The 25,379-nt window shown below is 50.7% G+C and carries 19 protein-coding genes; 8 read left to right on the forward strand and 11 right to left on the reverse strand.

What is annotated here, in order from left to right; all coding sequences use genetic code 11:
- Nucleotides 1–14: 14 nt before the first annotated feature.
- Genes NQF89_RS08335 through NQF89_RS08345 form a run of 3 tightly spaced genes read right to left on the reverse strand, consistent with a single transcriptional unit; the run spans nt 15 to nt 1,643 of the window.
- On the reverse strand, nt 15–557 hold the full coding sequence (locus NQF89_RS08335; RefSeq protein ID WP_196424634.1) for an invasion associated locus B family protein: 543 nt from the start codon (nt 555–557) through the stop codon (nt 15–17).
- Between the two features lie 31 nt (nt 558–588).
- Entirely contained in the window at nt 589–1,101 is a 513-nt protein-coding gene (locus NQF89_RS08340; protein WP_266137948.1) for a DUF5384 family protein, read from the reverse strand.
- Nucleotides 1,102–1,121: 20 nt separating this feature from the next.
- The gene (locus NQF89_RS08345) at nt 1,122–1,643 is read right to left on the reverse strand and encodes a hypothetical protein (RefSeq protein WP_155573964.1); all 522 of its coding nucleotides are present in this window, start codon (nt 1,641–1,643) and stop codon (nt 1,122–1,124) included.
- 234 nt (nt 1,644–1,877) lie between these two features.
- On the opposite strand from NQF89_RS08345, the gene NQF89_RS08350 reads away from it, so the two are divergent.
- The 8 genes from NQF89_RS08350 to NQF89_RS08385 all read left to right on the forward strand — a co-directional run bounded on the left by NQF89_RS08350 (nt 1,878) and on the right by NQF89_RS08385 (nt 10,801).
- Nucleotides 1,878–3,134 (forward strand): adenosylmethionine--8-amino-7-oxononanoate transaminase, encoded by a 1,257-nt coding sequence (locus tag NQF89_RS08350; RefSeq protein WP_266137949.1) that lies wholly within the window; start codon nt 1,878–1,880, stop codon nt 3,132–3,134.
- The gene (locus tag NQF89_RS08355) at nt 3,131–4,312 is read left to right on the forward strand and encodes an aminotransferase class I/II-fold pyridoxal phosphate-dependent enzyme (protein WP_266137950.1); all 1,182 of its coding nucleotides are present in this window, start codon (nt 3,131–3,133) and stop codon (nt 4,310–4,312) included. The genes NQF89_RS08350 and NQF89_RS08355 overlap by 4 nt, the downstream gene beginning before the upstream one ends.
- Complete coding sequence (locus tag NQF89_RS08360; protein WP_266137951.1) at nt 4,312–4,944, forward strand: alpha/beta fold hydrolase; 633 nt, start codon at nt 4,312–4,314, stop codon at nt 4,942–4,944. The genes NQF89_RS08355 and NQF89_RS08360 overlap by 1 nt, the downstream gene beginning before the upstream one ends.
- Nucleotides 4,941–5,720: a methyltransferase gene (locus tag NQF89_RS08365; RefSeq protein ID WP_266137952.1), complete on the forward strand. Its 780-nt coding sequence runs from the start codon at nt 4,941–4,943 to the stop codon at nt 5,718–5,720. Before NQF89_RS08360 ends, NQF89_RS08365 begins: the two co-directional genes overlap by 4 nt.
- Nucleotides 5,721–5,723: 3 nt before the next feature.
- A complete protein-coding gene (bioD, locus tag NQF89_RS08370) occupies nt 5,724–6,410 on the forward strand; it encodes a dethiobiotin synthase (RefSeq protein WP_266137953.1) in 687 nt (228 codons plus the stop codon).
- A gap of 121 nt (nt 6,411–6,531) precedes the next feature.
- Nucleotides 6,532–8,067, forward strand: coding sequence for a glucan biosynthesis protein (locus tag NQF89_RS08375; RefSeq protein WP_266137954.1), 1,536 nt, complete (start codon nt 6,532–6,534; stop codon nt 8,065–8,067).
- 7 nt (nt 8,068–8,074) lie between these two features.
- On the forward strand, nt 8,075–10,237 hold the full coding sequence (gene mdoH / locus NQF89_RS08380) for a glucans biosynthesis glucosyltransferase MdoH (RefSeq protein ID WP_266137955.1): 2,163 nt from the start codon (nt 8,075–8,077) through the stop codon (nt 10,235–10,237).
- A gap of 135 nt (nt 10,238–10,372) precedes the next feature.
- Nucleotides 10,373–10,801 (forward strand): organic hydroperoxide resistance protein, encoded by a 429-nt coding sequence (locus tag NQF89_RS08385; protein WP_457851386.1) that lies wholly within the window; start codon nt 10,373–10,375, stop codon nt 10,799–10,801.
- 747 nt (nt 10,802–11,548) lie between these two features.
- Here the strand turns inward: NQF89_RS08385 and NQF89_RS08390 are convergent.
- The 8 genes from NQF89_RS08390 to NQF89_RS08425 form a co-directional block, all read right to left on the reverse strand.
- Nucleotides 11,549–11,773 carry a hypothetical protein gene (locus NQF89_RS08390; RefSeq protein WP_266137956.1) on the reverse strand — a complete coding sequence of 75 codons (225 nt, stop codon included), beginning with the start codon at nt 11,771–11,773 and terminating at the stop codon, nt 11,549–11,551.
- 447 nt (nt 11,774–12,220) lie between these two features.
- Nucleotides 12,221–12,850, reverse strand: a complete 630-nt coding sequence (locus NQF89_RS08395) for a hypothetical protein (RefSeq protein WP_266137957.1) — start codon at nt 12,848–12,850, stop codon at nt 12,221–12,223.
- A gap of 271 nt (nt 12,851–13,121) precedes the next feature.
- Nucleotides 13,122–13,751: a hypothetical protein gene (locus NQF89_RS08400; RefSeq protein WP_266137958.1), complete on the reverse strand. Its 630-nt coding sequence runs from the start codon at nt 13,749–13,751 to the stop codon at nt 13,122–13,124.
- A gap of 4 nt (nt 13,752–13,755) precedes the next feature.
- The gene (locus tag NQF89_RS08405) at nt 13,756–15,231 is read right to left on the reverse strand and encodes a hypothetical protein (RefSeq protein WP_266137959.1); all 1,476 of its coding nucleotides are present in this window, start codon (nt 15,229–15,231) and stop codon (nt 13,756–13,758) included.
- A 346-nt stretch (nt 15,232–15,577) separates the two neighbouring features.
- Nucleotides 15,578–15,967: a hypothetical protein gene (locus tag NQF89_RS08410; RefSeq protein WP_266137960.1), complete on the reverse strand. Its 390-nt coding sequence runs from the start codon at nt 15,965–15,967 to the stop codon at nt 15,578–15,580.
- Between the two features lie 83 nt (nt 15,968–16,050).
- Nucleotides 16,051–23,052 carry a two-partner secretion domain-containing protein gene (locus NQF89_RS08415; protein WP_266137961.1) on the reverse strand — a complete coding sequence of 2,334 codons (7,002 nt, stop codon included), beginning with the start codon at nt 23,050–23,052 and terminating at the stop codon, nt 16,051–16,053.
- A 35-nt stretch (nt 23,053–23,087) separates the two neighbouring features.
- The gene (locus NQF89_RS08420) at nt 23,088–24,806 is read right to left on the reverse strand and encodes a ShlB/FhaC/HecB family hemolysin secretion/activation protein (protein WP_266137962.1); all 1,719 of its coding nucleotides are present in this window, start codon (nt 24,804–24,806) and stop codon (nt 23,088–23,090) included.
- Between the two features lie 189 nt (nt 24,807–24,995).
- Nucleotides 24,996–25,379, reverse strand: a 384-nt coding sequence (locus NQF89_RS08425; protein ID WP_266137963.1) for an invasion associated locus B family protein, incomplete at its 5' end; no start/stop codon positions are given.

Genomic DNA, 25,379 nt, shown 5'->3' on the forward strand with positions numbered 1-25,379 from the left:
AGCGCAACCGAGATTTATTGCGTTAAATCCCGCGCACGCCGCATAGCTTGCTCTAACCCTCGCGTAGAGAAAAGCAGCTTGACCGGCTGACCAGAAAAACTCAACGCCGTAAATGTCCCGATATTATCTTTTAAAAGCGTGCGCCATTGCCCATCATCAAATGTAAGAGGCACAAGGCAACCTGTCGGCAAACAGGTCGAGAAGGAATAAATATCCCCTACCGGCTGAGAGGCGTTGGTTAGGGTTAACCCATGCAATAAATCCAACCCAAAGGAGACCGTCACCACACCACGCACTTGCTCGCCATCAGGCTCTAGCCGTAAACTCATCACACTCTTATGAGTATGAACATCAATCGCCCTTTGCGTCGCCACACATTTGACCTCACCGCTTTTATTAGTCCCACCCGGTGCTTGGCAGGCAAGCTGCCAATCTTGATAGGTCTCTCGTAGAAATGGCACCTTATCAGGCAAGCTTGTTGCTGCATGAGATACCGAGGCAACCCCCAGCACTAGCAGGCTAAACACGCCATATTTTATAAGCTGCCTCATCATCATGCCCTCTCCCATCGCTATCTTTCCAATGTTCTTATTGTTCCCACCAATGGCGTTGCGCCATTTTTGCGGCCTGCCCAAGGTCTGTCTTCAAAGCAACATCGCCCTGCGCCGCTTGGCGTAATTGCTCCGTCTGCGCTTGTTTCTGCGCTAAATCCGCTTTGACGAACTCATCCTCATGGCTCACACGGCTCTCCAACATTTTGAGCTCAAGCTGCTGTTTCTGCAACACAATAGCACGGCTTGCCTCACGATATTGCCGGTCATCCTGCCAATCCGTCTCAGCACGCGCACGTTGTGCGGCAGCAATACGCGCTGCATAAGCCTCATCCTGTTGCCGCTGACGCACTCGTGCTTGGGCCGCCCGTTGTGCGGCTTGCTGCTGCGCAACCTCCAAAGAGACGCGGCGTTGGTCTTGGCTATCCTGAATCTGGCCTAAATGCTCTAACTGTGTGGGGTCCATCGCTTGCGCGTAAACCACCCCATTATAAAGAGCCAGAATAAGGCTAAAAGCACAACCTACAGCCCATCTATTATGCCGCATCATTCACCCTCCTTCACACAGCTTTACCGGCGCGGACATGCCGCATTAGGCTGAACACGCGTCCCCGTCCCCCCTGTGGAGACCAATAACGCCGTACCGGGCTTATATTCGCATGTCCGTCCCACTTGGGTGGAAAGAAGCACCTCCCCACCTGCACGGTCCTGATAGGCAATCGTCACACCTTTAACGAGTGTATGATCACCTACAACCTGCCCGCCAACAAGGGACCCACCAATAGCCCCACCAGCACCAGCAGCCAAACCGCCACCCCAGCCAGAATGACCCGCACCAACGGCCAAACCGCTCCCTAAAGCTGCCCCTACAAGGCCACCTACAATCTTAGCGGTACGCCGATTACGCGCATTATCAACATTAACACGCGCCACAGAGACAGAGATAATCTGCACAACACGGCCCCGCTGCACGGTATTGACTTGGGATTGATCATACACATCAGGCCGTGATTCCTGCCCCGGTGTCTCACATGCCGTTAAAGCCAAAAACGGCACAACCAGAACCGCCAACAAAGCACGCATCTTCACCATGATATCTTTCTCAATCCTCATACAATGCCCACATTAGCCGTTCTCCATTTATTTAGGTGAGAATAGCCCTATAGATAACCATCCCTTTAGATACAGGTAACTTAACGTCAAGTGAGTTTTTTGCAATCTTCCCAATAAGATAGCCTGCCCCCTTGTCTCCCTTCCTCCTTTAAGGGACATTACCAGCTCATCATGTTCATCCTCTTATCCTAACGGCCCTATCACCCTTAACCTATGAACACTGCCAGCACCCTCCCTCATCTCTGGCTACCTTATAGCCAAATGCATACCGCTCCCTTCCCGGTTGAAGCACAAGCAACCTCTGGTAGTACCATCACCCTTGCTGATGGGCGCACCCTTATAGATGGCATTGCCTCTTGGTGGACAGCCTGCCACGGCTATAACCACCCTTCCATACGCCGCGCGCTTATCACACAAGCTGAGCGCATGCCCCATGTCATGTTTGGCGGTATGGTCCATCAACCAGCCATAACCCTTGCCCAACGGCTCGCGGCCCGCTTACCGGGCGACTTAGAGCGCGTCTTTTTTACAGATTCTGGCTCTGTCGCGATGGAAGTCGCAGCGAAAATGGCCATTCAATATCATCTCAATAAAGGCCATGCAGGACGGCATAAGCTACTCTCCTTCCGCGGGGGCTATCATGGCGATACCCTAGCGATGATGGCCATTTGTGACCCTGAAGAAGGAATGCACCGCCTCTTTGGCGCAGCTTTACCGCAGCAAATCCTTGCAGACCTCCCCACCACGCTCGCACATTCCGCCGCTTTGGAGGCCCTCCTCGCCCGACAAGGCCATGAAATCGCTGCTCTCATTGTTGAGCCTCTCGTCCAGGGGGCGGGAGGGATGCTCTTTCACACCGCAGAAACCCTTCGCCAGCTCCGCCGCCTCTGCGATTCTTACGGAATTTTGCTGATTTTGGATGAAGTCTTTACCGGTTTTGGCCGCACAGGCACCTTCTTTGCCTGCGAGCAAGCCGACATCACACCAGACATCATCGCCCTCTCCAAGGCCCTCACAGCAGGGACCATGCCACTCGCCGCAACGGTGGCCCGCAAAACAGTTTTTGAGGCTTTTCTCTCGGACAATCCCCTCCACGCCCTCATGCACGGCCCCACCTTTATGGCCAATCCACTCGCCTGCGCGGTTGCTAATGCCTCGCTTGATCTTTTCGACCAAGAACCCCGGCTAGAGCAAGTCCGCGCCATTCATACCCAAATGACCCATGAGCTAGAGCCATGCCGTCACCTACCCGGCGTGCGCGATGTCCGCACTCTTGGGGCCATTGGCGTTGTAGAGCTTGAAAGATTAGATGACCCTGAAGCCCTAAAACGCGCCTTCCTTAAAGAGGGCGTATGGATACGGCCCTTCCGGCGCATTATTTACCTTACCCCCGCCTTTACCATCACCTCAGATGAACTCACCCACCTCACTGGGGCTATAAAGCGTGTCCTAAAAGAGCATCTAGGATGAATCACCTTCAAAACGCTCTCCATGCCGCTCTCCAAGAGCGTGACAAGCACCATACACGCCGCCATCTCACCCCCATGATGCGGCAAGGGGAACGGCTCATCCACCAAGGGCGCGCCCTGATTGATGTCACCTCCAACGATTATCTCGGCCTCGCCCATCACCCCCTATTACGCCACCGCGCCGCAGAGTGGGCGGAGCGTTACGGCACTGGAGCACGGGCCTCCCGCCTTGTCAGCGGGACCTTGCCCCTCCACACAGAGCTAGAGGCTAAACTTGCGGCTTTTAAAAAGAGCGAAGCGGCTTTGCTCTTTGCCAGCGGATGGCAAGCCAATGCCTCCCTCCTGCCAGCCCTCAACCAGCTATCGCTTCGCCAGATGGGCCATCCTGCGCTCTTTTTTATGGATAAGCTTAACCATGCCAGCCTTCATCAGGGCTGTTTAGCAGCAGGGGTACGGCAAATCCGCTTCCGCCATAATGACCTCACCCATTTGGAAACCCTCCTCCACCGCCATGCCTCCCAACCGGGCTTAAAGTTCATCATCACGGAGAGTGTTTTCTCCATGGATGGCGACCGAGCCGATATTGCCGCCCTACGCGCCCTCGCTAAACGTTACGAAGCCTTTCTTTATGTAGATGAAGCCCACGCAACCGCTGTACTAGGGCCAGAAGGGCGCGGCCTTACCCAAGGCATGGCCGATATTACCATGAGTACAGCCAGCAAAGCCCTCGGGGGGATGGGGGCCTTTGTTACAGGCAGCCGCGCCTTATGTGATTATCTGCTCAATCACGCTTCCGGCTTTATTTACAGCACGGCCCTGCCTCCCGCTTGCCTTGGTGCTTTAGACGCGGCGTTAGAACTCGTGCCCCACTTAGAGCATGAGCGTTGCCACCTCCAAACACAAGCCAACCGTCTCCGCTCCCACCTTCAAGACGCAGGCTGGGATACGGGGGCCTCTAGCACGCACATCATCCCCATTATGGTTGGGGAAAGCCACACCGCTTTACAGATAGCCCACGCTTTGGAGGCACGCGGCTTTCTCAGCGTGGCTATCCGCCCGCCAACGGTTCCCCCCGGCACAGCCCGCCTCCGCATCGCTTTAACAAGCCAGCTCTCTACCTCAATGATTGACCAGCTCGGCGAGGCCCTCCTCTCTAGCTTGAGGAGCCATGCCGCCTGATGACCACTCTCTATTATCTTCATGGCTGGGGGTATGATGCCCATTTTTGGGAGGGGCTGCACGCGCATCTCCCCTCATGGCGGCATATCTGTGCTGATGCAGGCTATTTTGGCTCCCCTGCTCACCCCCCATTACCAGAGGTTCCCTTTTGGGCAGTTGGTCACTCCGCAGGGGCCTGCGCTTTGCTCGCGTTACGCTCCCCTCTCTGCCGTGGGCTTATCAGCCTTAACGGCTTTGCTCGCTTTACCGCAGCCCCCGATTACCCAGAGGGCCTCCCCCCACGCATTATGCACCGCATGATACGGCAATTTGAACGCCAGCCTGCAACCGTCCTGCGGCAATTCCGCCATATGTGTGGGGAGCCAGACCCCACCCTACCCTCAACACTCAATCTCCCCGCTTTAACGGACGGTCTCACCATGCTCGAGACGGTCGATCACCGCGACCATTTGCCTTATTGGCAGGGGCGGCTTTATAGCCTCCATTGTGTGGATGACCCCCTCATCCCCGCGCGTTCCGGCATGGGAGCTGCGGCGTGGGGAGTAGAACGCACAGGCGGCCATCGCCTCCCCCTCACGCACCCACAAGAGTGTGCAGCCTTTCTCACACGCATCATCAACGCTTCCTTATGACAAACCACCGCAAAGCCACCATCGCCGCCCGCTTTGATGCCGCCCATCATTATGAGCAAGCCGCTTCCATCCAAAAACGCTGCGCCACAACACTTGCCTCATGGATTAAGAAAGAACATCGCACGGAAAAACCCAAACATATTTTAGAGTTCGGCTGTGGGACAGGCTTACTCAGCCGCGCCCTCATTGAGGCCTTCCCACAAGGTCATTACCACCTCACCGACATCGCCCCCGCTATGGTAGAGCGCACCCGCTACCACTGCGCCGCCCTACCCGCGCACATACGCTGCTATGTCATGGATGGTGAGGCCCCCCTCCCCCACCAAACCCCGCCAGAAGGGTTCGACCTCATCACCTCTAATCTTTGCCTCCAATGGTTTGAGGACCGCGCCCGCGCTTTCCAAGCCCTTACACAGTTTTTACGCCCCGGCGGACGGCTTATGGTCAGCACCTTACAGGCAGGCAGCTTGCACCAATGGCGGGAAAGCTGCCACGCCACCGCGACCGCTTGCGGTGTGCCAGACTACCCTACCCTCACCCAGCTAGAGCAAGACTGGCCCGCTCATGGCCAGGGTGTCTGGCGGGGTGAAGCCATGCACGACCCTATCCCATCTGCGCGGGACTTCCTCCAAGGCTTGCGCCGCATTGGGGCCTCCCTGCCACGTCACACCCATCGCCCTGCCGCCCAGCTCCGCAAAGCGATGCGGTATTTTGATGCCCATTACGACCATGTGACCTATCATGCCGCCTTCGGCCTCTTCCAAAAGGGAGTGTAACCCATGCTCTATGCCCCTCCTCCCCCACTGCCACCCCACCCGCCAAAAGGCGTCTTTGTCACCGGGACGGATACAGGAATCGGCAAAACGCTCATCAGTGCCGCCCTAACACGCGCGTGGCATGGAACCTATTGGAAGCCCTTCCAAACCGGCCTTGCTGAGGAGCCCGGCGATACTGAGACCGTCCAACAGCTTACAGAACTCCCCCAAGACCATATCCTCCCCCCAGCTTACGCGCTGCAAGCCCCGCTCGCCCCCGCTGCTGCCAGCGCGCTTGAGGGCATAACCCTCCACCCCAAACAGCTTACCCTACCAGAAGCCCCCCACGCCCCCTTGATTATAGAAGGCGCAGGCGGCCTTATGGTGCCACTGACGAAGACTATGTTGATGATTGACTTCATCGCCCAACTTGGCTTGCCCGTCATCCTCGTCACCCGCAGCAATTTAGGCACACTTAATCACACCCTTTTAAGCCTTGAGGCCCTGTATCAACGTGGGATTCCCGTCCTTGGCTTCATCACTAATGGGGTCGAATCCCCACAAAACACCCAGATATTGGAGGATGTAAGCCATTGTCGGCCTCTCCTCCATGTCTCCCCACTAACGACCACACCTACCGCTACCACACTCCGCCACATAGCCGCTCAACTGCCCCCTTGGGAGCATTACTGGCGACCTAGAACGGCTTAGCCCTTAAAAAGCTACATTTTTTTAATATATCTATCCGTGCAATGCCCATTCCCTCCCCCTTCCATATCAGGGTAAAGAGGAGCAGATTGCAGAGATATAGATAGGGTTTGTCAGTATCATCATGAAAATCACACGGCGAACAATAGTTAAAACAGGCGTAGGCTTAGGGGCAGGGCTTGCTCTTGGTGCAAGCTCCGCACGCCATGCTCATGCTGATGATGGCTCCGCTACCCCATTTGATGACAGCACCGTCCGCACATTAGCGCGCGACCTTGCCTCTAAAAGCTACAAGCCCCCGCGCAAGGACCTCCCCGATGCGCTGGCTCATATGAGTTTTGACCAATTCTCTGCCGTTCAGTTCAATTCAGAAAAAGCATTATGGAAGCAAGACAACCTCGCTTTTGATGTTGAGTTCTTCCCGCGCGGGTATCTCTATAAGCAGCTTATTGATGTTTATGAGGTCCATGACGGTACAGCACGCCCTGTTAACTACACGGCCGATATGTTCACCAGTAAAGACCCTTCCCTAAACCTGACCGGGGGGGAAGGCTTCTCTGGCTTACGCATCCGTTATGCCCTCAATCATCCCGGTGTGATGGAAGAATGTGCCGTATTCCTCGGGGCATCCTATTTCCGCGCGGTTGCTAAGGGGCAAACTTACGGCCTCTCCGCCCGTGGCTTTGCAAAAGATACCGGCACCCCAACGGGGGAGGAGTTCCCCACATTCCGCAGCTTTTGGTTGGAGAAACCCGTCCCCGGTAGCCAATCTCTCATCCTCCATGCGTTAATGGATAGCCCCTCCCTTACGGGGGCCTTTCGTTTCACCATTCGCCCCGGTGAGACGACCCTCTTTGATGTCCAATCCTCCTTCTTCCCCCGCACGGACATCACAGCGGGAGGAATCGCGCCCCTAACAGGCATGTATTATTTTGACGCAAATGACCGGACCCACATTAATGACTGGCGGCCTGCTGCGCATGATAGTGAGGCCCTCCAAATATGGACAGGGGCAGGCCAAAACATCTACCGCCCACTCACAAACCCAACCGACCTTCAACTCTCCTCCTTTAGTGATGCAGGGCCTTACGGCTATGGGCTGATGCAGCGCAAACGTAATTTTCACGATTATGAAGACCTCGCCCTCCATTACGAAAAACGTCCCTCTTTATGGGTCGAACCTATTGGAAATTGGGGGGAAGGCGGCGTTCAACTTGTCGAAATCCCCACCCCTAGTGAGGTCAATGATAATATCGTCTCCTTCTGGCGGCCTAACCAACCGCTAAAAGCAGGGCAGAGCTATAACTTCACCTATCGGATGTATTGGGGGTGGGATACGCCTTGGCCAACACATCTTGCGCGCATTCATGATACACGCGTCGGTGCTGTAACCGACCATCCAGAGAAAGTGCAATTCGTCCTCGATTTTGACGGCGAACCCTTCCGCACCCTCCCCAGTGACACAGCTTATCATCTCCTCGCCCAGAGCTCTGCGGGGGAGATTTCTGCCATCACCATTATGCCTAATCCGGAAATTAATGGCGTGCGCGCCTTCTTCCAACTAGACCCCGGAGCCGCCAAATTATGCGAGCTGCATGTCCAACTCGCCAGTGCCCAAGGCCCCCTTTCTGAAACATGGCTCTACCGCTGGACCGCTTAATTACCCCATGACCAGCCCTCACATCACTACCTTCCTGCCACCTGAATCCCCCCTGTCCATGCCGGTGCAATCCCTCCATAAAGCACCGGAGCGACATGGGCGGGCCTTCTGGCGGCTACCGACCACACCCACCCTCCTCTGGCTACGCCGCCTCTTTGTGTTTGGGATGGCCTTTGCGCTGACAGCCTATAGTGTTGTCAAAATCAATGCCGTTTTTAACTCACTCGGCACAAGCCTCCTCGGGATGGTGATGCTAGGGCTATTTACCATCCTCAGCTTTTGGATCTCCCTCTCCTGCGCATCAGCCTTAGGCGGGTTCTGGTCCATGCTGCGCCATGGTGGGCTAGGCCTTGGCATCCGCCGCACCGGCCCCCTGCCGGAGCTAAAAAGCCGCACCGCCATCTTGCTCCCCACTTATAACGAGCCACCTCAACGCGTGATGCTCAATCTCCGCGCTATGCTGAAAAGCTTGCAAGAGACAGGCCGTGGCGAGCATTTCGACATCTTTATCCTCTCCGATACGACCAACCCTGATATTTGGGTGCAAGAAGAACAAGCCGTGCTGGACCTCCACCAACACGCTTACGCACGCCAGCATCTTTTCTATCGCCGCCGCTTTAAAAATACGGACCGCAAAGCCGGCAACATTGCGGACTGGGTCACACGCTTTGGTGGGGCTTACCCAGCTATGCTCACCCTTGATGCTGATAGCCTCATGGATGGCAGTCTCATTGTCCGTATGGCTGCTGCAATGGAGCAGCATGAGCAAGTCGGGCTCATCCAAAGTCTCCCCGTCATTGTGGGAGGGCAGACCCTTTTTGCCCGCCTACAACAATTCGCCGGGCGCGTTTATGGTCCGCTCATTGCTCAGGGCATTGCCTGGTGGCATGGCTCAGAGGGCAATTATTGGGGCCATAACGCCATTATCCGCACTCAAGCCTTTGCCGAGCAAGCTGGCCTCCCCCATCTGCGCGGCAAGCCCCCCTTTGGTGGGCACATCCTTAGTCACGACTTCATCGAGGCCGCTTTGATGCGCCGTGGCGGCTGGGCCATCCATATGGTCCCCGGCCTTATGGGGTCTTATGAGGAAAGCCCCCCCTCCCTTACCGACATCGCCGTGCGGGACCGCCGTTGGTGCCAAGGCAATCTCCAACATGCGCGCATCCTTTTTACAAAGGGTATGCACTGGGTCAGCCGCTCGCACATGTTGGTAGGGATAGGCTCTTACATCATGTCCCCGCTTTGGCTGCTCTTTCTCCTTTTTGGGATTTTGATTGCTTTACAAGCGCATTTCTACCACCCCGAATATTTCAGCACCCAACGCAGCCTCTACCCACATTGGCCCCATGTGGACCCCATCCTGGCGCGGCTGGTTTTCATCCAAACCATGGTTGTGCTGCTCGCCCCCAAGGCCCTCGCCTTCCTCGCTATTTGCTTTGATAAGCAAGAACGTCAACAAGCGGGCGGGGTCATACGCCTTTCTATCTCCATTATTTTGGAGACCCTTCTTGGTGCGCTCATTGCCCCCATCGCTATGCTCATCCAAACCTCGGCCATTCTCTCCATTCTCTTAGGCCGCGATTCTGGCTGGTCTGCCCAAAATCGTGATGATGGTAGCCTGCCTTGGGGCGATACAATTCGTAAATATTGGCTCTATAGCCTCTTTGGCCTCATCCTCAGTGCGGCCGCTTGGTCGGTCTCTCTCGCACTTTTCCTTTGGATGCTCCCGGTCTTGGTTGGCCTGCTCATTGCTATTCCTCTTGTCGGGCTAACCGGTAGTCGCTTTTGGGGGACATGGGCCCGCAAAGCCGGATTACTCCTCATCCCAGAAGAAACAACCCCTCCGCCCATCCTCCAACGCGCCGCTGAAGAGCGCAACCACCCTCACCCTGTTATTTTAGAGGCCTTTCACGCTCTGCGGAGCAATACAGCCCTACGGCACGCCCACCTCGCCACGCTACCCCCACCGCGTAAAGCTGGGGAGCCTATCTCTGTTCCCTTGCTCACTGGTTCCCTCAAATTGCAGGAAAGCCCAACGCTCGAAATCGCCCTCGCCCGCCTTACCCCTGCAGAGAAGGCCGCCGTCCTCAGCTGCCAAAGCAACATCGCCATCCTCGCAGACCTCCCCGTCTCCTCGCCCAACCTCACTGACGGGCCTTATGGCTCTTAGCCCCTATTATTTTCCTCTTCCCCCATTGTCTTGCTCTCAAAAAGGCCCATCTCTGGGGGGAAGGCATACTCGTTGCTACGAGCTAGGCCTTGTCAGACAACCCTAGAAGGCCCGCAACCGGTCGGGCCGGGAGCTATGTTGATGTCCGTTAATGTCGTTTACAAAACCACAGCCCGCGCTACCGGTGGCCGTGATGGCTCTGCCGAAACAACCGATAAGAGCTTCCACGTCAAGCTTGGCGTCCCCAAAGAAATGGGCGGCGATGGCAAGGGAAACAACCCAGAGCAGCTTTTTGCCGCTGGCTACGCAGCTTGCTTCCTCGGTGCTATGAAGTTCGTCGCTGGTGAGGAGAAAATCGACATCCCAGCCGATACCCATGTGCAAGCCACCGTTGGCATCGGCCCCCGTGGCGATGGCGGTTTCGGTCTTGAGGTCGCTATCGAGGCCTCCATCCCCGGCATGGATCGCTCCAAAGCGGTTGAGCTGCTGAAGAAAACCGAGTTCGTCTGCCCCTACGCCAACGCCACCAAAGGCAACATCAAAACAACTGTTACGCTGGTCTAAGTAATTAGAATTGCTGTGATACACAAAGGCGCATCCACCCGGATGCGCCTTTTTATTGAGCTAATCTTCTACATTTCTCGGTCTATTATACCCAATAATATCCCAAATCCATACTAATAATGCTGCATCAATACTGCAACGCACACTGGAATTATAAAGCATTGCATAAAAATAGTTAACAAATAAATATTTATATATTTTCTATCATGATTGCTAATGCAATTATAATCATCTTTCCAATAAGATTTTAAACACCTAAAAAATAATGCATACATATATATATTAACAATAGGACAAAAGATTGCTCGTGTTACATCTTTCGCTATATAAGAAAAACCTTTTTGATAAGTCCAAGCTATTATATCAAATGCACTCACCGACATAAGAATAGGCAATATTGGTATCATCAAAGATAATATAAGCGTAGACCCTACTTTAAAAAAGAAAAGCATAAACAAATGTAATATGTATATTAATAAAATTAACCTTCTCCCATATTTATAAACCTTACGCTCTGGAAAATATAACCCTACCCTCCGAAAAAAGATAAACAAAATTACTATTTCTATAGAGATATAAAGTGCTGTAAAAAACAGATTTCTATAAAAAATCTCAATTAGTAGATTGAACAATAAAATAAAAACATTAGTATATGCAATCTTTTTAAATGAAATCATCTCTTATACATCCTTTTCCCTAGTGTAAGCTTATCTGCCTCTAATCCTACAGAACTCTCACCCATAAAGCTCATAAAATATTTGCAGCCCCCCCCTCCAGACCTATACCATATAGACTTTCTTCTCCTTCTTTTTTAATAACTCTTAAAAAGGAAACGGCAGAAACTCTTAGCGTATTCATATAATTTAGTCCAAATAGAGCTATTGTAGGTTGTCCATAATCAAAACTTTTCTTCCGTTTTAAATAAAAATGCCAAGTAAAAGCTTCGTTTTGATGCCAAAATACCATCGCCATATAGACACCTATATTAATGCATATACCTTCCCCTTCGTCAGATAATCCCGCACCTAATTTTGATGATTTTCCCCTTCAACCTTTCGACAGAGACACCTCATAAAGCCACTAGCGAGGATAAAAACCATTCTTTAAACGCCCTCATCTCCTTCGTGCCCAACTCGTTAAACTCAGTGGAATTGAGAACATAGTCATACGAATACATCAGAACATATCCTTATACTAAAAATCCCTTACTTGATGAAAAGATGCTTATGCACCAAAAATAGCCTCTTCACACCCTATCACAACATTCTCAATACTTAATACGACGTTGGCTTAAAAACGCGCCATCATCAGGAAAAGTGCCTTTGCTATTAAAGGGCTACTACTGTGCCAACTTATCCCCATTTTCACGATGAACCAGAACCTAGACATCGCCCATTGTCTAATAAAATAATTGATGACTTACATATATCTTCGTAAAGAGCATATGGAAATCTGACATGAAGACAGAAAATCTTCTAACCTCAAAAGAAAATAATTAATATTATACAAAAAAGGGACATCATAAAAATCACTATGCTTTGCTTTTTCTGAAAATAATACATTAATTGCCATCTGAAGATCCTTTTCTTTTTTGTAAAAAGATGTAAAATAACTCTCCAAAAAAATAAAATCCTTCAAAAACAAACTATTTCTGCATGAAGAAAGTTTACCATAAAAAAGCTCCAACTCCTTCTGAAAACAAATAACGTCAAGATTCTTATTATCTTCAAATAAAATATTTTTATACAATTCACTGAAGTTCACTTTATAGGGTACAGAGTCATTTAGATGAATATGAAACAAATATTGAAGGGATTCATGAAGCACCTCATAGAAATTTATTACTCTTGATAAACTATAGCCAAATTTATCCAATAACAAACCTAAATCATCTGTAGCAGACCAATCATTAATATTATTAATCTTCTGGAGAAGGTCAACGGATTCCTTAATATGCTCCTCAAACAAAAGGAAAGAATCCATAAGCTTACCAGAACTATCTTTATTCCTTGCTCTAAAGATTATATGTCTAACGAATTTATACATCATTTCCCTAACCTTCTCCTCCCCAAAGCAGCTCTTTGAAGCTTATTTACATTCACGGCAGCAACTCCGTTAAACACCTTAACAAAAGGAGCCACCCCCCACACCGGCCGAAGTCGCCAATAACATTGCTTTGATTTTATATTTATTTCAACGTCTATTCCACAACATTAAAAGCTCCCGAAGATACGCCAATACCAACACCACACCTACGTTCAGATTTAAACGTGTCAATAATATTGAAAAAACTTAGATGGCCAATAACATAATCGATGAATTACATATATTCTACTAAAGAGCATACGGAAATCCGACATGCAGACAAAAAATCACTTACCCTAATGAGGAAAAAATTAATATTTAACAAAAAGGGAACGTCATAAAATTCACTATGCTTTGCTTTTTCTGAAAAAAATACATTAATTGCCATCTGAAGATCTTTTTCTTTCTTGTAAAAAGATGTAAACTCATCCTCTAAAAAGATAAAATTCTTCAAAAATGAACTATTCCTGCATGAAGAAAGTTTGCCATAAAAAATCTCCAATTCCTTTTGAAAACAGATGATGTCAAGGTTTTTATTGTCTTCAAATAAAATATTTTTATACAATTCACCAAAATTTACCTCATAGGATGAAGAGTCATTTTCATGAATATCTAACACATCCTGAATAGCATCATAAAGCAACCCATAGAAATTCATTACCCTTGCTAGACTAGAATAAAATTTAACTACTGGAGAAACCAAATTATCTACAGCATACCAATCACTTATTTTATTAAGTTCCCTAAAAAGAGTAATAGATTGCTTCATCTCATCCCCAAAAGAGGAGAAAGAATCCATGAGCCCCTCAGAAATATCTTTATCCCTTGCTCTACAAATTACATATTTAACCAATTTACGCATCATTTTCTTAACTTTCTTCCAGCATCACCAATTTTTTTATCTTATCTTCATTCACACTTCCATCTAGATTAAGAACATTTTCTAAATCTCCTTTCTTCGAAAAAACTTCTAAATGATCATGATGAAGGGAATCAAGATAAAAATGATCGCCTTTGTTTAGAATCTTAACCCCTCTCTCATCTTTAATGTTTTTATCAGCCCTATAAATATTAGAACCCTTATACTGTCTGCCCGTTTTCGTGGAATTCTTTTTCAACGTTTCTCCAAATCCAGGACGCCTCATTAATTCTTCAATATTATGAACACTATCTGTCTCTCTTTCACTACCTCCACCTCTCGTCCTTCCTATTCCACCTGCTTCCGCATTCGACTCTCTGTCCTGTCGCATGCTGTAAACAACAGACTCTTTATTACCCTCCTCTGCACCACGCACCTCAGACAAAGTCTGACCTGCATACCCCAAGGCAGGCTCTTCACGCCCTAATCCTAAAAAACGCTCAACTTTGGACGCAACTTTTTCCCCAAAAATTACTCCAAATTCTACTGCTTTCTTTGCGCTTTTTACCTCATGCAAGACTGGAACAACACCTAGAGCGTCGGGAAGTATATTCGAATAATGGCCAGTTACCACATCAAGCCCAACAGCGAGAATGGCAGTAGCCTCACCCAGACCCGGAATCGGCAACAGACCAATCCCCCCAAGAACGGCAGAGGCAACATGATATTCGTCCTCACTCATTAGCTTATGACGCCGCGGAGCTGTGACATGTATATTCTCTACACCATGTGCCTCAACCCCTCTCTCCTGCTCCTCCCGCCTTTTTTCCTCTTCCTCTCTTTTTTTCTCATGAGCCTGATCGTTATATTGCTCAATCGCACTCGCTGCAGCAGCTCCGTTAAGCGCATTGACAGAGGCTCTGCCTCCACCAGCCACTAACCCTCCAACCGCTCCACCAGCCGAGGCCGCCGCACTCTCCATCAAATGGGCAAGACTATCATGCAGCACCCCGCTCCTACCGACTAAATCAGAAGCCGCGGCCTCCGCCAAAGGACGCATCCCCATAGCAGATAGCTTGCCTACTAAGGTGCCAAGCCCCGCCGCCCCAACATGACTGCCCGTTAATGCTGCAATCCCTGCGACACCGCCTGCCTCAATTAGGCTACGGGCAATATCCTCCGTAGAGAAAAGCCCTGTATGCTCTGCTGACTTATCTCCATCTCTCCGATGCACTGCGGCACGGGCATCATCAATGCCCTCAAACACACTGCCCACAACTTGTCCCACAAGCTGCGTCCCTAGCTGGCTGGCCTGTAGTTGGTTTTGGAGTTTCTGCGCATCAAACTTATTGGCTAGAGCCTTATTGGCATGCTCCACATCACGGCTATAGCGCCCACTCTGGCTCTGGGCATTGATGGTAATATTGCCACTAATAGCAGACTGGCTCTCGCTGCTCTCATCATGTGTCCGGCTACTACCTATCATGCCCGCACTATTGGCAACACTTTTAAAGCAGCAACTCGGATGATGAAACTTTTTTTCCTCTTATTTATTAAACACTATAATAATTTATCCAAATCAATATAGTTGAAAAACTATATATAATCTATCTCCATACATAAATATAATATCTTTCTCATAAGACGCATAATGTAATGTAAAAACTCTTGGTAGCATACGGATTTAGCCGATATAATATACGTCATCATATTATCCTATGCTAGGTCAATCCATACTAATGCCGCAATGATATAACGTCTAAGACAAACATTTTCTTCTCATATTATCAGGACTCTAGATAATAATCTCCATACTCAATACGATACTTATATTAAAACCATCTAATATGTTTAGGGTATGCTAAGAACACATAATCAATTATCATTATAATATATTCAATAACTTTACTTTTACTTATATATTTTCTATTTTTTCTTAAAAAGAAAAATATATATACATAGATTATTACAAAGAATATTTCTGCAATATCAGTGACATCCTCTAATTTCTTCTCAGAAAAACCTCCTCCATCTGCAGTCGCCCCCAACACCATCAAACTAATTGGGAATGTAAGGCCATATCTAAAAATCACTTTTACATAATCAAATAAATAGAAAGAGATAAAGAGAAGTAAATTAATAGTTGAAAAAAAATACTCCTCTCCCTCTGATTTATATACAAAACACAATAACAAACAAAAAATAGTGAATGACTTAACCATAAAAAAATCGTACTCTCTCAAAAATAATGAAAGAGAAAAATAAAAAAAGTATAATAATTCTATAACATAAATCATCCTATTGATCATTTTATCTTCTCCAAATCTTTATTCAACCTCTCAACAACAGCTCGATAAGCTGCAGACGCATAATGTAATTTGAAAAACCTCGGTCTTATATTTTTATCAGATTTAGCTGGATCAATATAATCAACCCTCACTCCTCTCATTACATTATCCTCAAGTGGTGGAGTAATCATAGAACTTCCACCACTTACGGGAGGATGGCCAAACACAGTTACATAAAAAGAGACAGTTTGCAACATATGTAAAAATTCTCCCTTAACATAGACAGCATTTATAGAACTATCCCCATTTTTATACACATAGGTATAATCATTCACGGATGCAGAGTTTGTAACATAAGCAGGAATCCCCGTCACTCTAGAAGAAACTATCGCTAAACCACCTCCCAATGAATTTCCATTAAACATCATATGACCATTCTTTGCCCATGTCGTATTAGATAACTTTATCGCAATATCCTGTGCCACACGATATTCAGTTAAAGAATATTTCCCGCCAAATCCCGAACCATCAAACCCTATATTTTGGAAGAAATCTTCTTGTAATTGTCTAGGATTAAACGGGTCAGTCCCCTGATAAACAACTGATACTGGCGTGGCTTTGTCTTTTATATCATTAGGTATATACAATGCCCCAACAAGATCAGTCGGCTTCCCATTCATGGGGTCGATGGGATGATATAGTAACTTTCTCAATCCTTCATAACCATCAATTCCTTCCTTCCTTAATTCATCCTCAGTAGGAAGATGATAATCTTTATCGGCATTGTTTTTCATATTCACAGAACCATCAGCATTCCAAAATCCTTGCGATGAATCACCCTCAGGAAAAGCATGCATGTAAGCTGCTGCCGCACGGACCATTGCAGCATGATTTTTGTAAAGAGCCGCTTCACTATCAGAAATACGCTTTCTCGCAACGGCTTCATTAATCTTATCTGATACAGCATCATTATATTGCTGTATGATTGAAGCCGTAACAGCTCCATTCCACGCCCCCTGATGCCCGCCAATAGCCGCTCCCACAGCGGCGCCACTTGCACCCGCCAGAACATTATCAAGCGCATTGCCAAAAGTAATAGCAGCTCTATCATCCTTAAATATCGAAGCACTTAACCTACCAATTGCAGGAGCTGCCGAAATAGACGCAACCTTTCCTGCAACGGTCGCTGCTCCGGCAACGGTGGGGTTCCCGCCCGTCAAGGCGGCAACTGCCGCATTTGCCCCTCCTTCTAGGATAATACGGGCCCAGTTATCACTTAGTTTGCCATCATCAAAACCTGGTACGCCTGCCTTAACAACATGACCGAAACTATCTCGCTTCGTCCCCAGCGCATCAGCCACACTGCCCACAACTTGTCCCACAAGCTGCGTCCCTAGCTGGCTGGCCTGTAGTTGGTTTTGGAGTTTCTGCGCATCAAACTTATTGGCTAGGGCCTTATTGGCATGATCCACATCACGGCTATAGCGCCCATTCTGGCTCTGGGCATTGATGGTAATATTGCCACTAATAGCAGACTGGCTCTCGCTGCTCTCATCATGTGTCCGGCTACTACCTATCATGCCCGCACTATTGGCAACGCCATTCAGCCCAATAGTCCCCAGCACGCCGCCCACGCTGCTTAGCATGTCGCTGCCAATATCTAGGCTGGCACCAGTACTCCTACTCTTCCAAGCAGAAACATTTTTGACACTTCCCGCCGTCAGGCTCTTGGTATTCAGATAATTCTTGCTCTTATCCGCCGTGCTAGAAATCACACCGGCTGTCAGGCTCGTATCACCCGCAACATCAACACCAATACCCTGATTACCCGCATAAAACCCAGAAAGCGTCTTCCCGGTGGAAGCAAAATGATCTTTTGTGTTTTGCTTCTCAAAACTTCCTCCCAATCCGAACTCACCAGGTGACATAATTGGTACAGAAACATGCGCTCCCGCCTGCATGCTATGACTTTGAAAATCAAACACATTCTGTGGGCTTGTGATATTTAGCGCCCGACTTTGCGTATCAATCCGCTGCGCTATTACTTCCGCACCATTTAATGCAAGCAAGTCCCCAGCATGAAGACGCACCCCATGCGTGGCAGAAATTACCGTATCCTCAGCCTGCCGTTCATGCGATTCCTGAACTTGTTTCTGTGTCTGAAAAGATGCCTGAGCACTGAAGCCAACATTTGTCGCTCCTACACTCGCCTCCACACCAACCGAAGCAGAAGTACTCTTGTAACGACTATAAGAATCACTGCTGCTCCAGCCCGCATCAAGCACTATGTCCTTCTGTGCCTCAAGGGAAATATCCTGCCCTTTCAGCTGTGCACCAGTCAGATGAATAATACCATTATCCGGCGCCTCTCTCTCACCCCCACGTGCCACCATACTCAGCTGACGCCCTGCTGTCGCACTTGCCCCCTCAACCGTATGGCTATTTTGCTCCGAATAATCCTTACTACTATTAAAACCAACAGAAGCCTTAACCCCAGCAAGGTTCGTACCCATCGGGCTTCCCCCCTTGCCAACACCGTTATACAGACTACCTGCCGGGGCCAAGGCCCTTTCACTCAGTGCTTTAGCAATCCCACTACCAACACCATAAGCACCTTCCATGGCATTAAGCGTCGTAAGCATGCCACTTCCTTTGCCCTTGGTCTGACTGGCCGACAAAGCCGCCTGCAAGGCCTGCCCAAGCAGGGAATCCTCCGCCACACCAAAAGAGCCGCCAACAAAAAAGGTCTTATTATTCCGTGTGTTCCTGGAATCCTGGGTATGATTATGAAAACTAACTGATGCTCCATCCACTGAGAGATCACGCCCAGCACTAAGCGATGATGTCGTTACATTCACGGCTTTTCCCGCCGTAATCGCCAGATCACCCTGTCCTGCCGAAAGGATACTGGAAGTCCAATCCGCACCCTCCCCTGTTATCGTGAGGTGAGACTTTCCATATCCGGCTGATGTTTTCCCATCCTTGCCTAGAGACAGGCTAAGGCCAGACTTCTTACGATCAAAATAAGATGCTGCCGTATCCTTCAGTGCATCAATGCTCAGTGCACCACCGGCGGTTAGTGCTGCATTCTGACTGCCGCTCACCGTACCCTTGATGGCCATATCCGCACCAGATTTCAGCACAGCATTATCATTCGCTACGACAAGGCTACCAACCTCATTCGTACTGTCAGAACTCTGGACGATAGTCTTTTTACGGAACAAGCTATGGCTGACGCTCTGGCTATAGCTATGCTGCTCATCCGTTACAGCATTGAGGGCTAGATTATCCTTCGCTTGCAGAAGCGCATTCTTGTCGGCCATAACGCCAGAGCCTGCCAAGGTAAGGTTCCCCCCCAAGGCTGTCACCTCCACCGTCCCGTTGCCCATCACGCTGGAGCCATAATTCTTCACAAAGCTGCCCGTCTGCGTGAAATGATGTCTCCTCACCCCACCTGACCCGCGAGCGGCCAGACTATCCAGCGTAACATCACGCCCCGCTACAAGGCTGGCATCACTTCCGGCACTCAAGCTACCCGCCTTGAAGGTGATGTCCTGCCCCGCCTGCAACTGCGCCTTACCACGGGCGAGGATACTGCCTTGCTGGACCATCTCATCCTGCATGCCGCCTACAATGCGCTGCTGGTTTAGCACGCTCTCATTGCGCAGATTGCCATGCAGGGCAGCCAAGGCCACATCATTACCGCTAATACTGCCCCCCAGATTGGCTAAATCACCTGCTATCGCGGTAATACCCAACCCATCTTGAGCGGTAATCAGCCCACTATTGGTCACCTCATTTGCCGAAAGCGTAATCGTCTTAGCGGCTATCACCCCACCAGAAACAAGCTGCTCCTCCCCGGGGGCGAGATAGAGTTTAGGGGCCAACACCATCTGGCCATCTACATTAACAGGCACATACCAGACGATGCTATGTGTCAGCTTCTCCTGTTGCTCCGGGGTTAAGGCCACACCGAAGGTTAAACCAAGCTCCTTGGCCTGATTGGCCGCATTATCCAACAAACTGTGCATCTGTTGGTCGGCTGTCTGGTACGTACCGCCCAAAAAGACCTGCCCCGTAGCCGAGACAATCTGCTGCTGGATATAACGGGCATCAAACCCACCATCCCCGAGGAAACGATAATCCCCCATGGAATGACCAAGACGCCCCAACAGATAATCCGAGCTATGAAGGCCCGCAAAGCTTGCGTAACGAGGGTTCGTCTCCAAAAGATAATGCACAGAAGGAGAACGATTAGGCACAAAAAGCGTATGCCCAGCAGAAAGACTATCCAACACCCCGCTAATCCCTGCGGAAGGCAAGGTTTGGGTAGGTCTATCGCCACTATTAAAACCCGGGAGAGAGGTAAGGTTATGGGCTTTTGCGGCATCAGCGGGACGAACCGGGGTCAGCTTATCACTTTGCAGGCCAGGTAATGACACGGCACTATGGCCAGAGAGAGGGGCCGTAGCATGGGCAATCTTTGTGCTGTTATTAATCGCCCCAGTGAAATCTCCCGTTATAGTACGGCCTGCCGTAATACTGCCCTGCACGCCGGGAAGTTGGACTGTCGGCCCCCATTGCTGCGCCGGCGGCCGGTAACCTTTCTTGCCACCGGGGGTAGAGCCGGTAAAAGCTGGGTCGGCATGGCTACTATCCCAGCTACAACCTGCATGGTCATCACAAGAAAGGAAAAACCGCCGCTCGTTCTGATAGCCAATATTATTGAGAGCCCCACCACTAAGAGCAACATCACGCCCAGCCGCTAGATGACCCCCATCATTAAGGATGCCGCCTGCACTGGTAATTAATAGGTCCTGCCCCGCTGAGAGCAGAGGCTCGGCACTCTTGGCACTCGTATGGGTTTCTTCCTCATAGGCATGGGCAGCCCCACGACGCCCACGGGGATGTTTATGCGAAACCAACAACCGCACATAACCCGTCCCCTGTGTCCCTTGGGCGTTCAACAGACCCTGAGGGACAGCAATATCCGCATCCCCATCACCCCGGCCCTGGCTCCAGAAGGTATGGCGGGATTGTGCAACCTGCGTGCCTTTAAGGATAGTATTGCTCAGCTGATCCGCCAAAATAACAAGGTCACTCGTAGCCCCAGAGGCGGTAATCTGGCCGGATTGATTGTAAAGCCCTGCCATAGCCCGACCATTCGGCCCACTAAGGGCAATACTACCATTATCAGCAAGGATGGCCCCCTCGCTATTCGTCAAGGTGCCCGGTAGGGTCAACCGTACCCCGCTGGCCCCTTCCATCACCCCCGTATTGCGCAGGTCTCCCCCACTCGTAACAGACAGTGCCCCTCCCTGAGCGGAAAGCGCGCCGTCATTGCTCACGCTACCCGCCGTGAGCTGAATACCTCCCCCCGCGAGAATCCCCCCTCCCTGAGCGATGCTATAAGCCCCCGGCAAGCTGACATCCACATTACGCCCAGCCTGCAAAACCTCACGCCCAACCAAAGAAGCAGTCGTAACAGTAAGGTCCCGTCCCGCTATGAGCTGATCCAAGCCGTTCAACCCCGTAACAGCAAGGCGAAGGTCCCCCGCACTCTCCACAAGCCCTTGGCCATTCTGAAAATCTGTCAGGCTGTCGCGTGCAGAGGCAGAGGGAGTACCATCACCTCCCCGGTCAATCACCAACCCATGAGTGGGGGAGAGTGCCACCAACCCGCCCCCGTCATTCAGAAGCTGAGCTGTGGCTAAATGCAGGTCTCCCGCATTTGCCTGTATCACACCCTGTCGGTTATCAATCTGCCGACCTATAACCGCCTCAACCCCTCCATTACCGTAAATCAACCCGCCTTTATTCGTGAGCTGCTCAGCCTCTAGATGCAAAGCATCCTGTCCGGTAATGATTTGCCCGCTATTGGTAATGTCATGCCCATGAAGATGGGCCGCCCCATTCTGACTATAAATAATGCCCTTATTATTCAGCACGCCCTCTGTATGCAGGCTCAACGTACCGTTCTGTGTAGCAATGTGACCGGCATTCTCTAGCCCATCTTGGCTATGAATCTCCGCCTGCTCCCCGGCATAAACGTGCCCTTGTGCGCCAAGCTGGATAGGCCCTGTCTGATGCGCCACCACATTCCCAGAAGCCGCCATAGTGCCATTAAGAACAAGATTACCCCGCCCATCCAAATGCATATCACCGGCATTAGCGGCCATGGTGCCATCCACCCGTACACCAGCCCCGGCCTCATTAACGATCATATAGATGCTATTGGCGTACAACCCGCCTAACGCAGCAGTATCAACAGCTAATTCCGGCTTTTTGCGCCCATCATCCGCCAAGGGTGTAACAGCATTGCTGCCATAAGCTACATGATTACGCCCCAGCACAAGGTTAGCCCGCTGTGCATTAACCTGCCCGTCAATCTTCACGCGCCGCGATAAGATGTCTAACACTGGCACAGTGGCAAAATCAGCCCCCTGCGCCCCGAAATGCACCGTACCGCCCGCAATGGTAAAAGCCTGTAACCCGCCCTGACTATTCAGCTCTGGATGACCCGTAGCCAACGTGACACGAGACGTATTGATAAAGCCACAGCCATTGCAGGTTAGCCCGTTCGGGTTAGCAATCACCACCGCAGCCTGCTTCCCTGCCACCTCGGTATAACCCAATATCTGGCTGGGCAGTGGGCCTGTCACCTCATTAAGGATCAGCCCCGCCGCATGGCCATGCAGTTGGGTATTACCCAACACCACACCGCCTATCTTCGTTTGAGTATCATGAGTAGCATTATTAAGGATTACACCACGCTGAGGCACCCCATAGGCACGGAACATATTATGAGACACACCCGCCCCGTTGGGCTGGATGATATTGATCTGGTCAAGTCCGTTTTGGGTCTTATCCAGCACGGGATGGGGACCATGGCCAGCCGGGTCCACCACAATCTGCGGTGGGGCTTGCTGGGCTAATGCCTGTGTGGCCGTTGAGGCCATGAGCAGCACAGAAGCACAAAAGAGATTCACAATCCGCTGGAACAGGGAAGGCCCTACCATGTCATCATGTACCTTTTGATTCTCTATCATCTCACTCACATCCGTATCCCAGCACTGAAGAAGGTAATCAGCCCCTCAGCAGGGAGCGGACCACGGGCGATGGCATGGGTCAGCATCACATCCCAAAAGAGCACCCCGCTTGCCTTACGGATGCCAAGCCCTACCCCCGCCATCTCGCCGCCTTTCAACACCGCTGGGGTCGCACGCGAGGCAAAACCGGCGCGCACCACGCCAAAATCCAGCGCGCCGTAAAACTGCACTCCTTTGAAGAAAGCGCGACAAAACCCAGTGTAAGGGCCACATCTCAGCGTATCCGTCTCCGGTGAGAAGGAGAGGTCATTACGCATGTACCCGCCATTATTGCCGACAAACGCCTGCTCCAGAAAACCGCGTACCGTATATGGGCCGCCTACTTGCAACTCATTGGTCGGGTTCTGATCATGAGAGCTAACCTCCCCATGCATGGTGGTATGCCAGAGCCAGCGCGCAGCAAAAGGCACATAACCATCAATATCCAGCATGGGCTTTACATAGGCACGATGTGGCTCATTCCAGGCGGGATGGGCGTAGTAATTCCAACTCCCCGCCCCGTCTATGCCAATCTTCACCCCGCCTGTAATATACCAGCTACTCCCCCAGATATGGAGAGATTCACTAATATTGGCATTTACGTAAGCTTGCCGCCCGCTCTGGCTCCAAACATTGGTATGATCTACCTGCGAACCGAAGCTTTTGCGCTCAAAAGAAACCTGCGCGGTAGTCACGCCCGTATTATTCCGCCATAGCGTACGAGAAAGCCCTAGCTGCCAGTCCATTCTTGAGCCAGTAAGGTGATAAATATCCGTTCCCGCTAAAAGTGGATAAGCATCCTGCGACTGCCACCACGAACCAAAAAATGTCCAATATCCAAAGGGAATTGACCCATTCGCTGAGAGGAAGGACGTACCTCGTGCCCCATGATCCGGCCCGCGTAGAGAATGGTCATATTCTACCGACCACATATCTAACAAACCCAGCGGGTTCTCCGCACTCAGCAGCGCATGACCAACCACTCGGCCTGTCGCCTTCTGGCCGTTATTATCCGCCCAGAGCTGACCATGCAGGATGTTCTGCTCCGGCGCATTGACCGTCACGCGGGACGTACCGGGCTTCGTACCGGGGCTAATCTTCATCTGTGCGCCAAAATGGGGCAGGCGGTTCATCTGCTCCACACCTTCCTCAAGGTCGCGCAGATTGAGAATATGGCCCTTCAGCCCAGGGAAGGCCATGACATCAACTAACCGCCGTGCCCGACCCTGTATATCCACCCCCTCAAGCTGCCCCTCCACCACCGTGACGGTAAGCGTACCGCTGCTTAATGTCTGCTCCGGCAGATAAGCGCGAGAGGTGATGTAGCCATGCTTTACATAGGCCGCATTCAACTGATTTAGCAGGGCATTGAGGTCTTTTACCGCAAGGCATCGCCCCTCATACTCAGTGGCGATATGTTTAAGCTCTCCAGCAGGGAGATGCTGAGCTCCATTTATATTTATCTTATGAATGACCATGCAGGCCGGGGACGCATCTTGCGGCGTTGGCTGTGGGGCTATCTGCACATTAGCCGTAGGAGGAGGCAGGGAATCTAGCTGCTGCTGATGCTGACGAAACCGCTGAAACTGATCCTGAGCCGAACCCGGCCCAGCAGGTAAGCCAGGTAGCACAGGCGGTGTTGAAGGTTCTGCCCGCCCAGGCTCCGTCAAACTAGACAATAACACAGCCAGGAGGATGCCCCAGAGGAAAAGACATACCCGCCCTTTTCGGTCCTCTCTCGCAGGCAGCACCCATCGCTTTATAGCGACCCACAGGCCCTGTAATTTGCCACAATCATGATTCATCATTACAAACGGGACCGGCCACCTCAAAGCGACCAGACGAGGCTAACCCTCTCCCTGCTCCCCGATGTCTTAACGGCGAAACGGGGATTGATGGATCCAGCTTTCAAGCTGGTCCAATGCGGCAACGGCGCCATCCATGACGAAATTGATGGTCAACGTACCACCCACTACCTTATCCACCATAATATGCCCGTTTTTACCTGTTCTGAACTCCGCAGCCTGTGCTGTAGTCAGATCCAGCGAGGCCATACAGCCTATAGACACACAAGATTGCCAACGCAGAGTAATAGGGCTATTGCCATCCAGAGCGAGGCGCGGTTGGGTTAATAAAGAGAAAGCCAGCGGCACCACAACTGTCATCCGCCACGGCCGGCTGGAGAGAGGCGTACTTACCGTATTTTCAGTCGCGCGAGCGAGGATGACTGCGCCTAGAGGCTCGGCTTTACCGCTCTC

The organism is Bombella pollinis (genome assembly GCF_026385485.1).
In the GTDB taxonomy this organism is placed as follows: Bacteria; Pseudomonadota; Alphaproteobacteria; order Acetobacterales; family Acetobacteraceae; genus Bombella; species Bombella pollinis.

Excerpts from the sequence above, each read along its gene's own strand:
- NQF89_RS08335 (WP_196424634.1), bottom strand. The coding sequence starts at position 557 with ATGATGATGAGGCAGCTTATAAAATATGGCGTGTTTAGCCTGCTAGTG.
- NQF89_RS08340 (WP_266137948.1), bottom strand. The coding sequence starts at position 1,101 with ATGATGCGGCATAATAGATGGGCTGTAGGTTGTGCTTTTAGCCTTATT.
- NQF89_RS08345 (WP_155573964.1), bottom strand. The coding sequence starts at position 1,643 with ATGGTGAAGATGCGTGCTTTGTTGGCGGTTCTGGTTGTGCCGTTTTTG.
- NQF89_RS08350 (WP_266137949.1), top strand. The coding sequence starts at position 1,878 with ATGAACACTGCCAGCACCCTCCCTCATCTCTGGCTACCTTATAGCCAA.
- NQF89_RS08355 (WP_266137950.1), top strand. The coding sequence starts at position 3,131 with ATGAATCACCTTCAAAACGCTCTCCATGCCGCTCTCCAAGAGCGTGAC.
- NQF89_RS08360 (WP_266137951.1), top strand. The coding sequence starts at position 4,312 with ATGACCACTCTCTATTATCTTCATGGCTGGGGGTATGATGCCCATTTT.
- NQF89_RS08365 (WP_266137952.1), top strand. The coding sequence starts at position 4,941 with ATGACAAACCACCGCAAAGCCACCATCGCCGCCCGCTTTGATGCCGCC.
- bioD (WP_266137953.1), top strand. The coding sequence starts at position 5,724 with ATGCTCTATGCCCCTCCTCCCCCACTGCCACCCCACCCGCCAAAAGGC.
- NQF89_RS08375 (WP_266137954.1), top strand. The coding sequence starts at position 6,532 with ATGAAAATCACACGGCGAACAATAGTTAAAACAGGCGTAGGCTTAGGG.
- mdoH (WP_266137955.1), top strand. The coding sequence starts at position 8,075 with ATGACCAGCCCTCACATCACTACCTTCCTGCCACCTGAATCCCCCCTG.
- NQF89_RS08385 (WP_457851386.1), top strand. The coding sequence starts at position 10,373 with ATGTTGATGTCCGTTAATGTCGTTTACAAAACCACAGCCCGCGCTACC.
- NQF89_RS08390 (WP_266137956.1), bottom strand. The coding sequence starts at position 11,773 with ATGGCGATGGTATTTTGGCATCAAAACGAAGCTTTTACTTGGCATTTT.
- NQF89_RS08395 (WP_266137957.1), bottom strand. The coding sequence starts at position 12,850 with ATGATGTATAAATTCGTTAGACATATAATCTTTAGAGCAAGGAATAAA.
- NQF89_RS08400 (WP_266137958.1), bottom strand. The coding sequence starts at position 13,751 with ATGATGCGTAAATTGGTTAAATATGTAATTTGTAGAGCAAGGGATAAA.
- NQF89_RS08405 (WP_266137959.1), bottom strand. The coding sequence starts at position 15,231 with ATGATAGGTAGTAGCCGGACACATGATGAGAGCAGCGAGAGCCAGTCT.
- NQF89_RS08410 (WP_266137960.1), bottom strand. The coding sequence starts at position 15,967 with ATGGTTAAGTCATTCACTATTTTTTGTTTGTTATTGTGTTTTGTATAT.
- NQF89_RS08415 (WP_266137961.1), bottom strand. The coding sequence starts at position 23,052 with ATGGTAGGGCCTTCCCTGTTCCAGCGGATTGTGAATCTCTTTTGTGCT.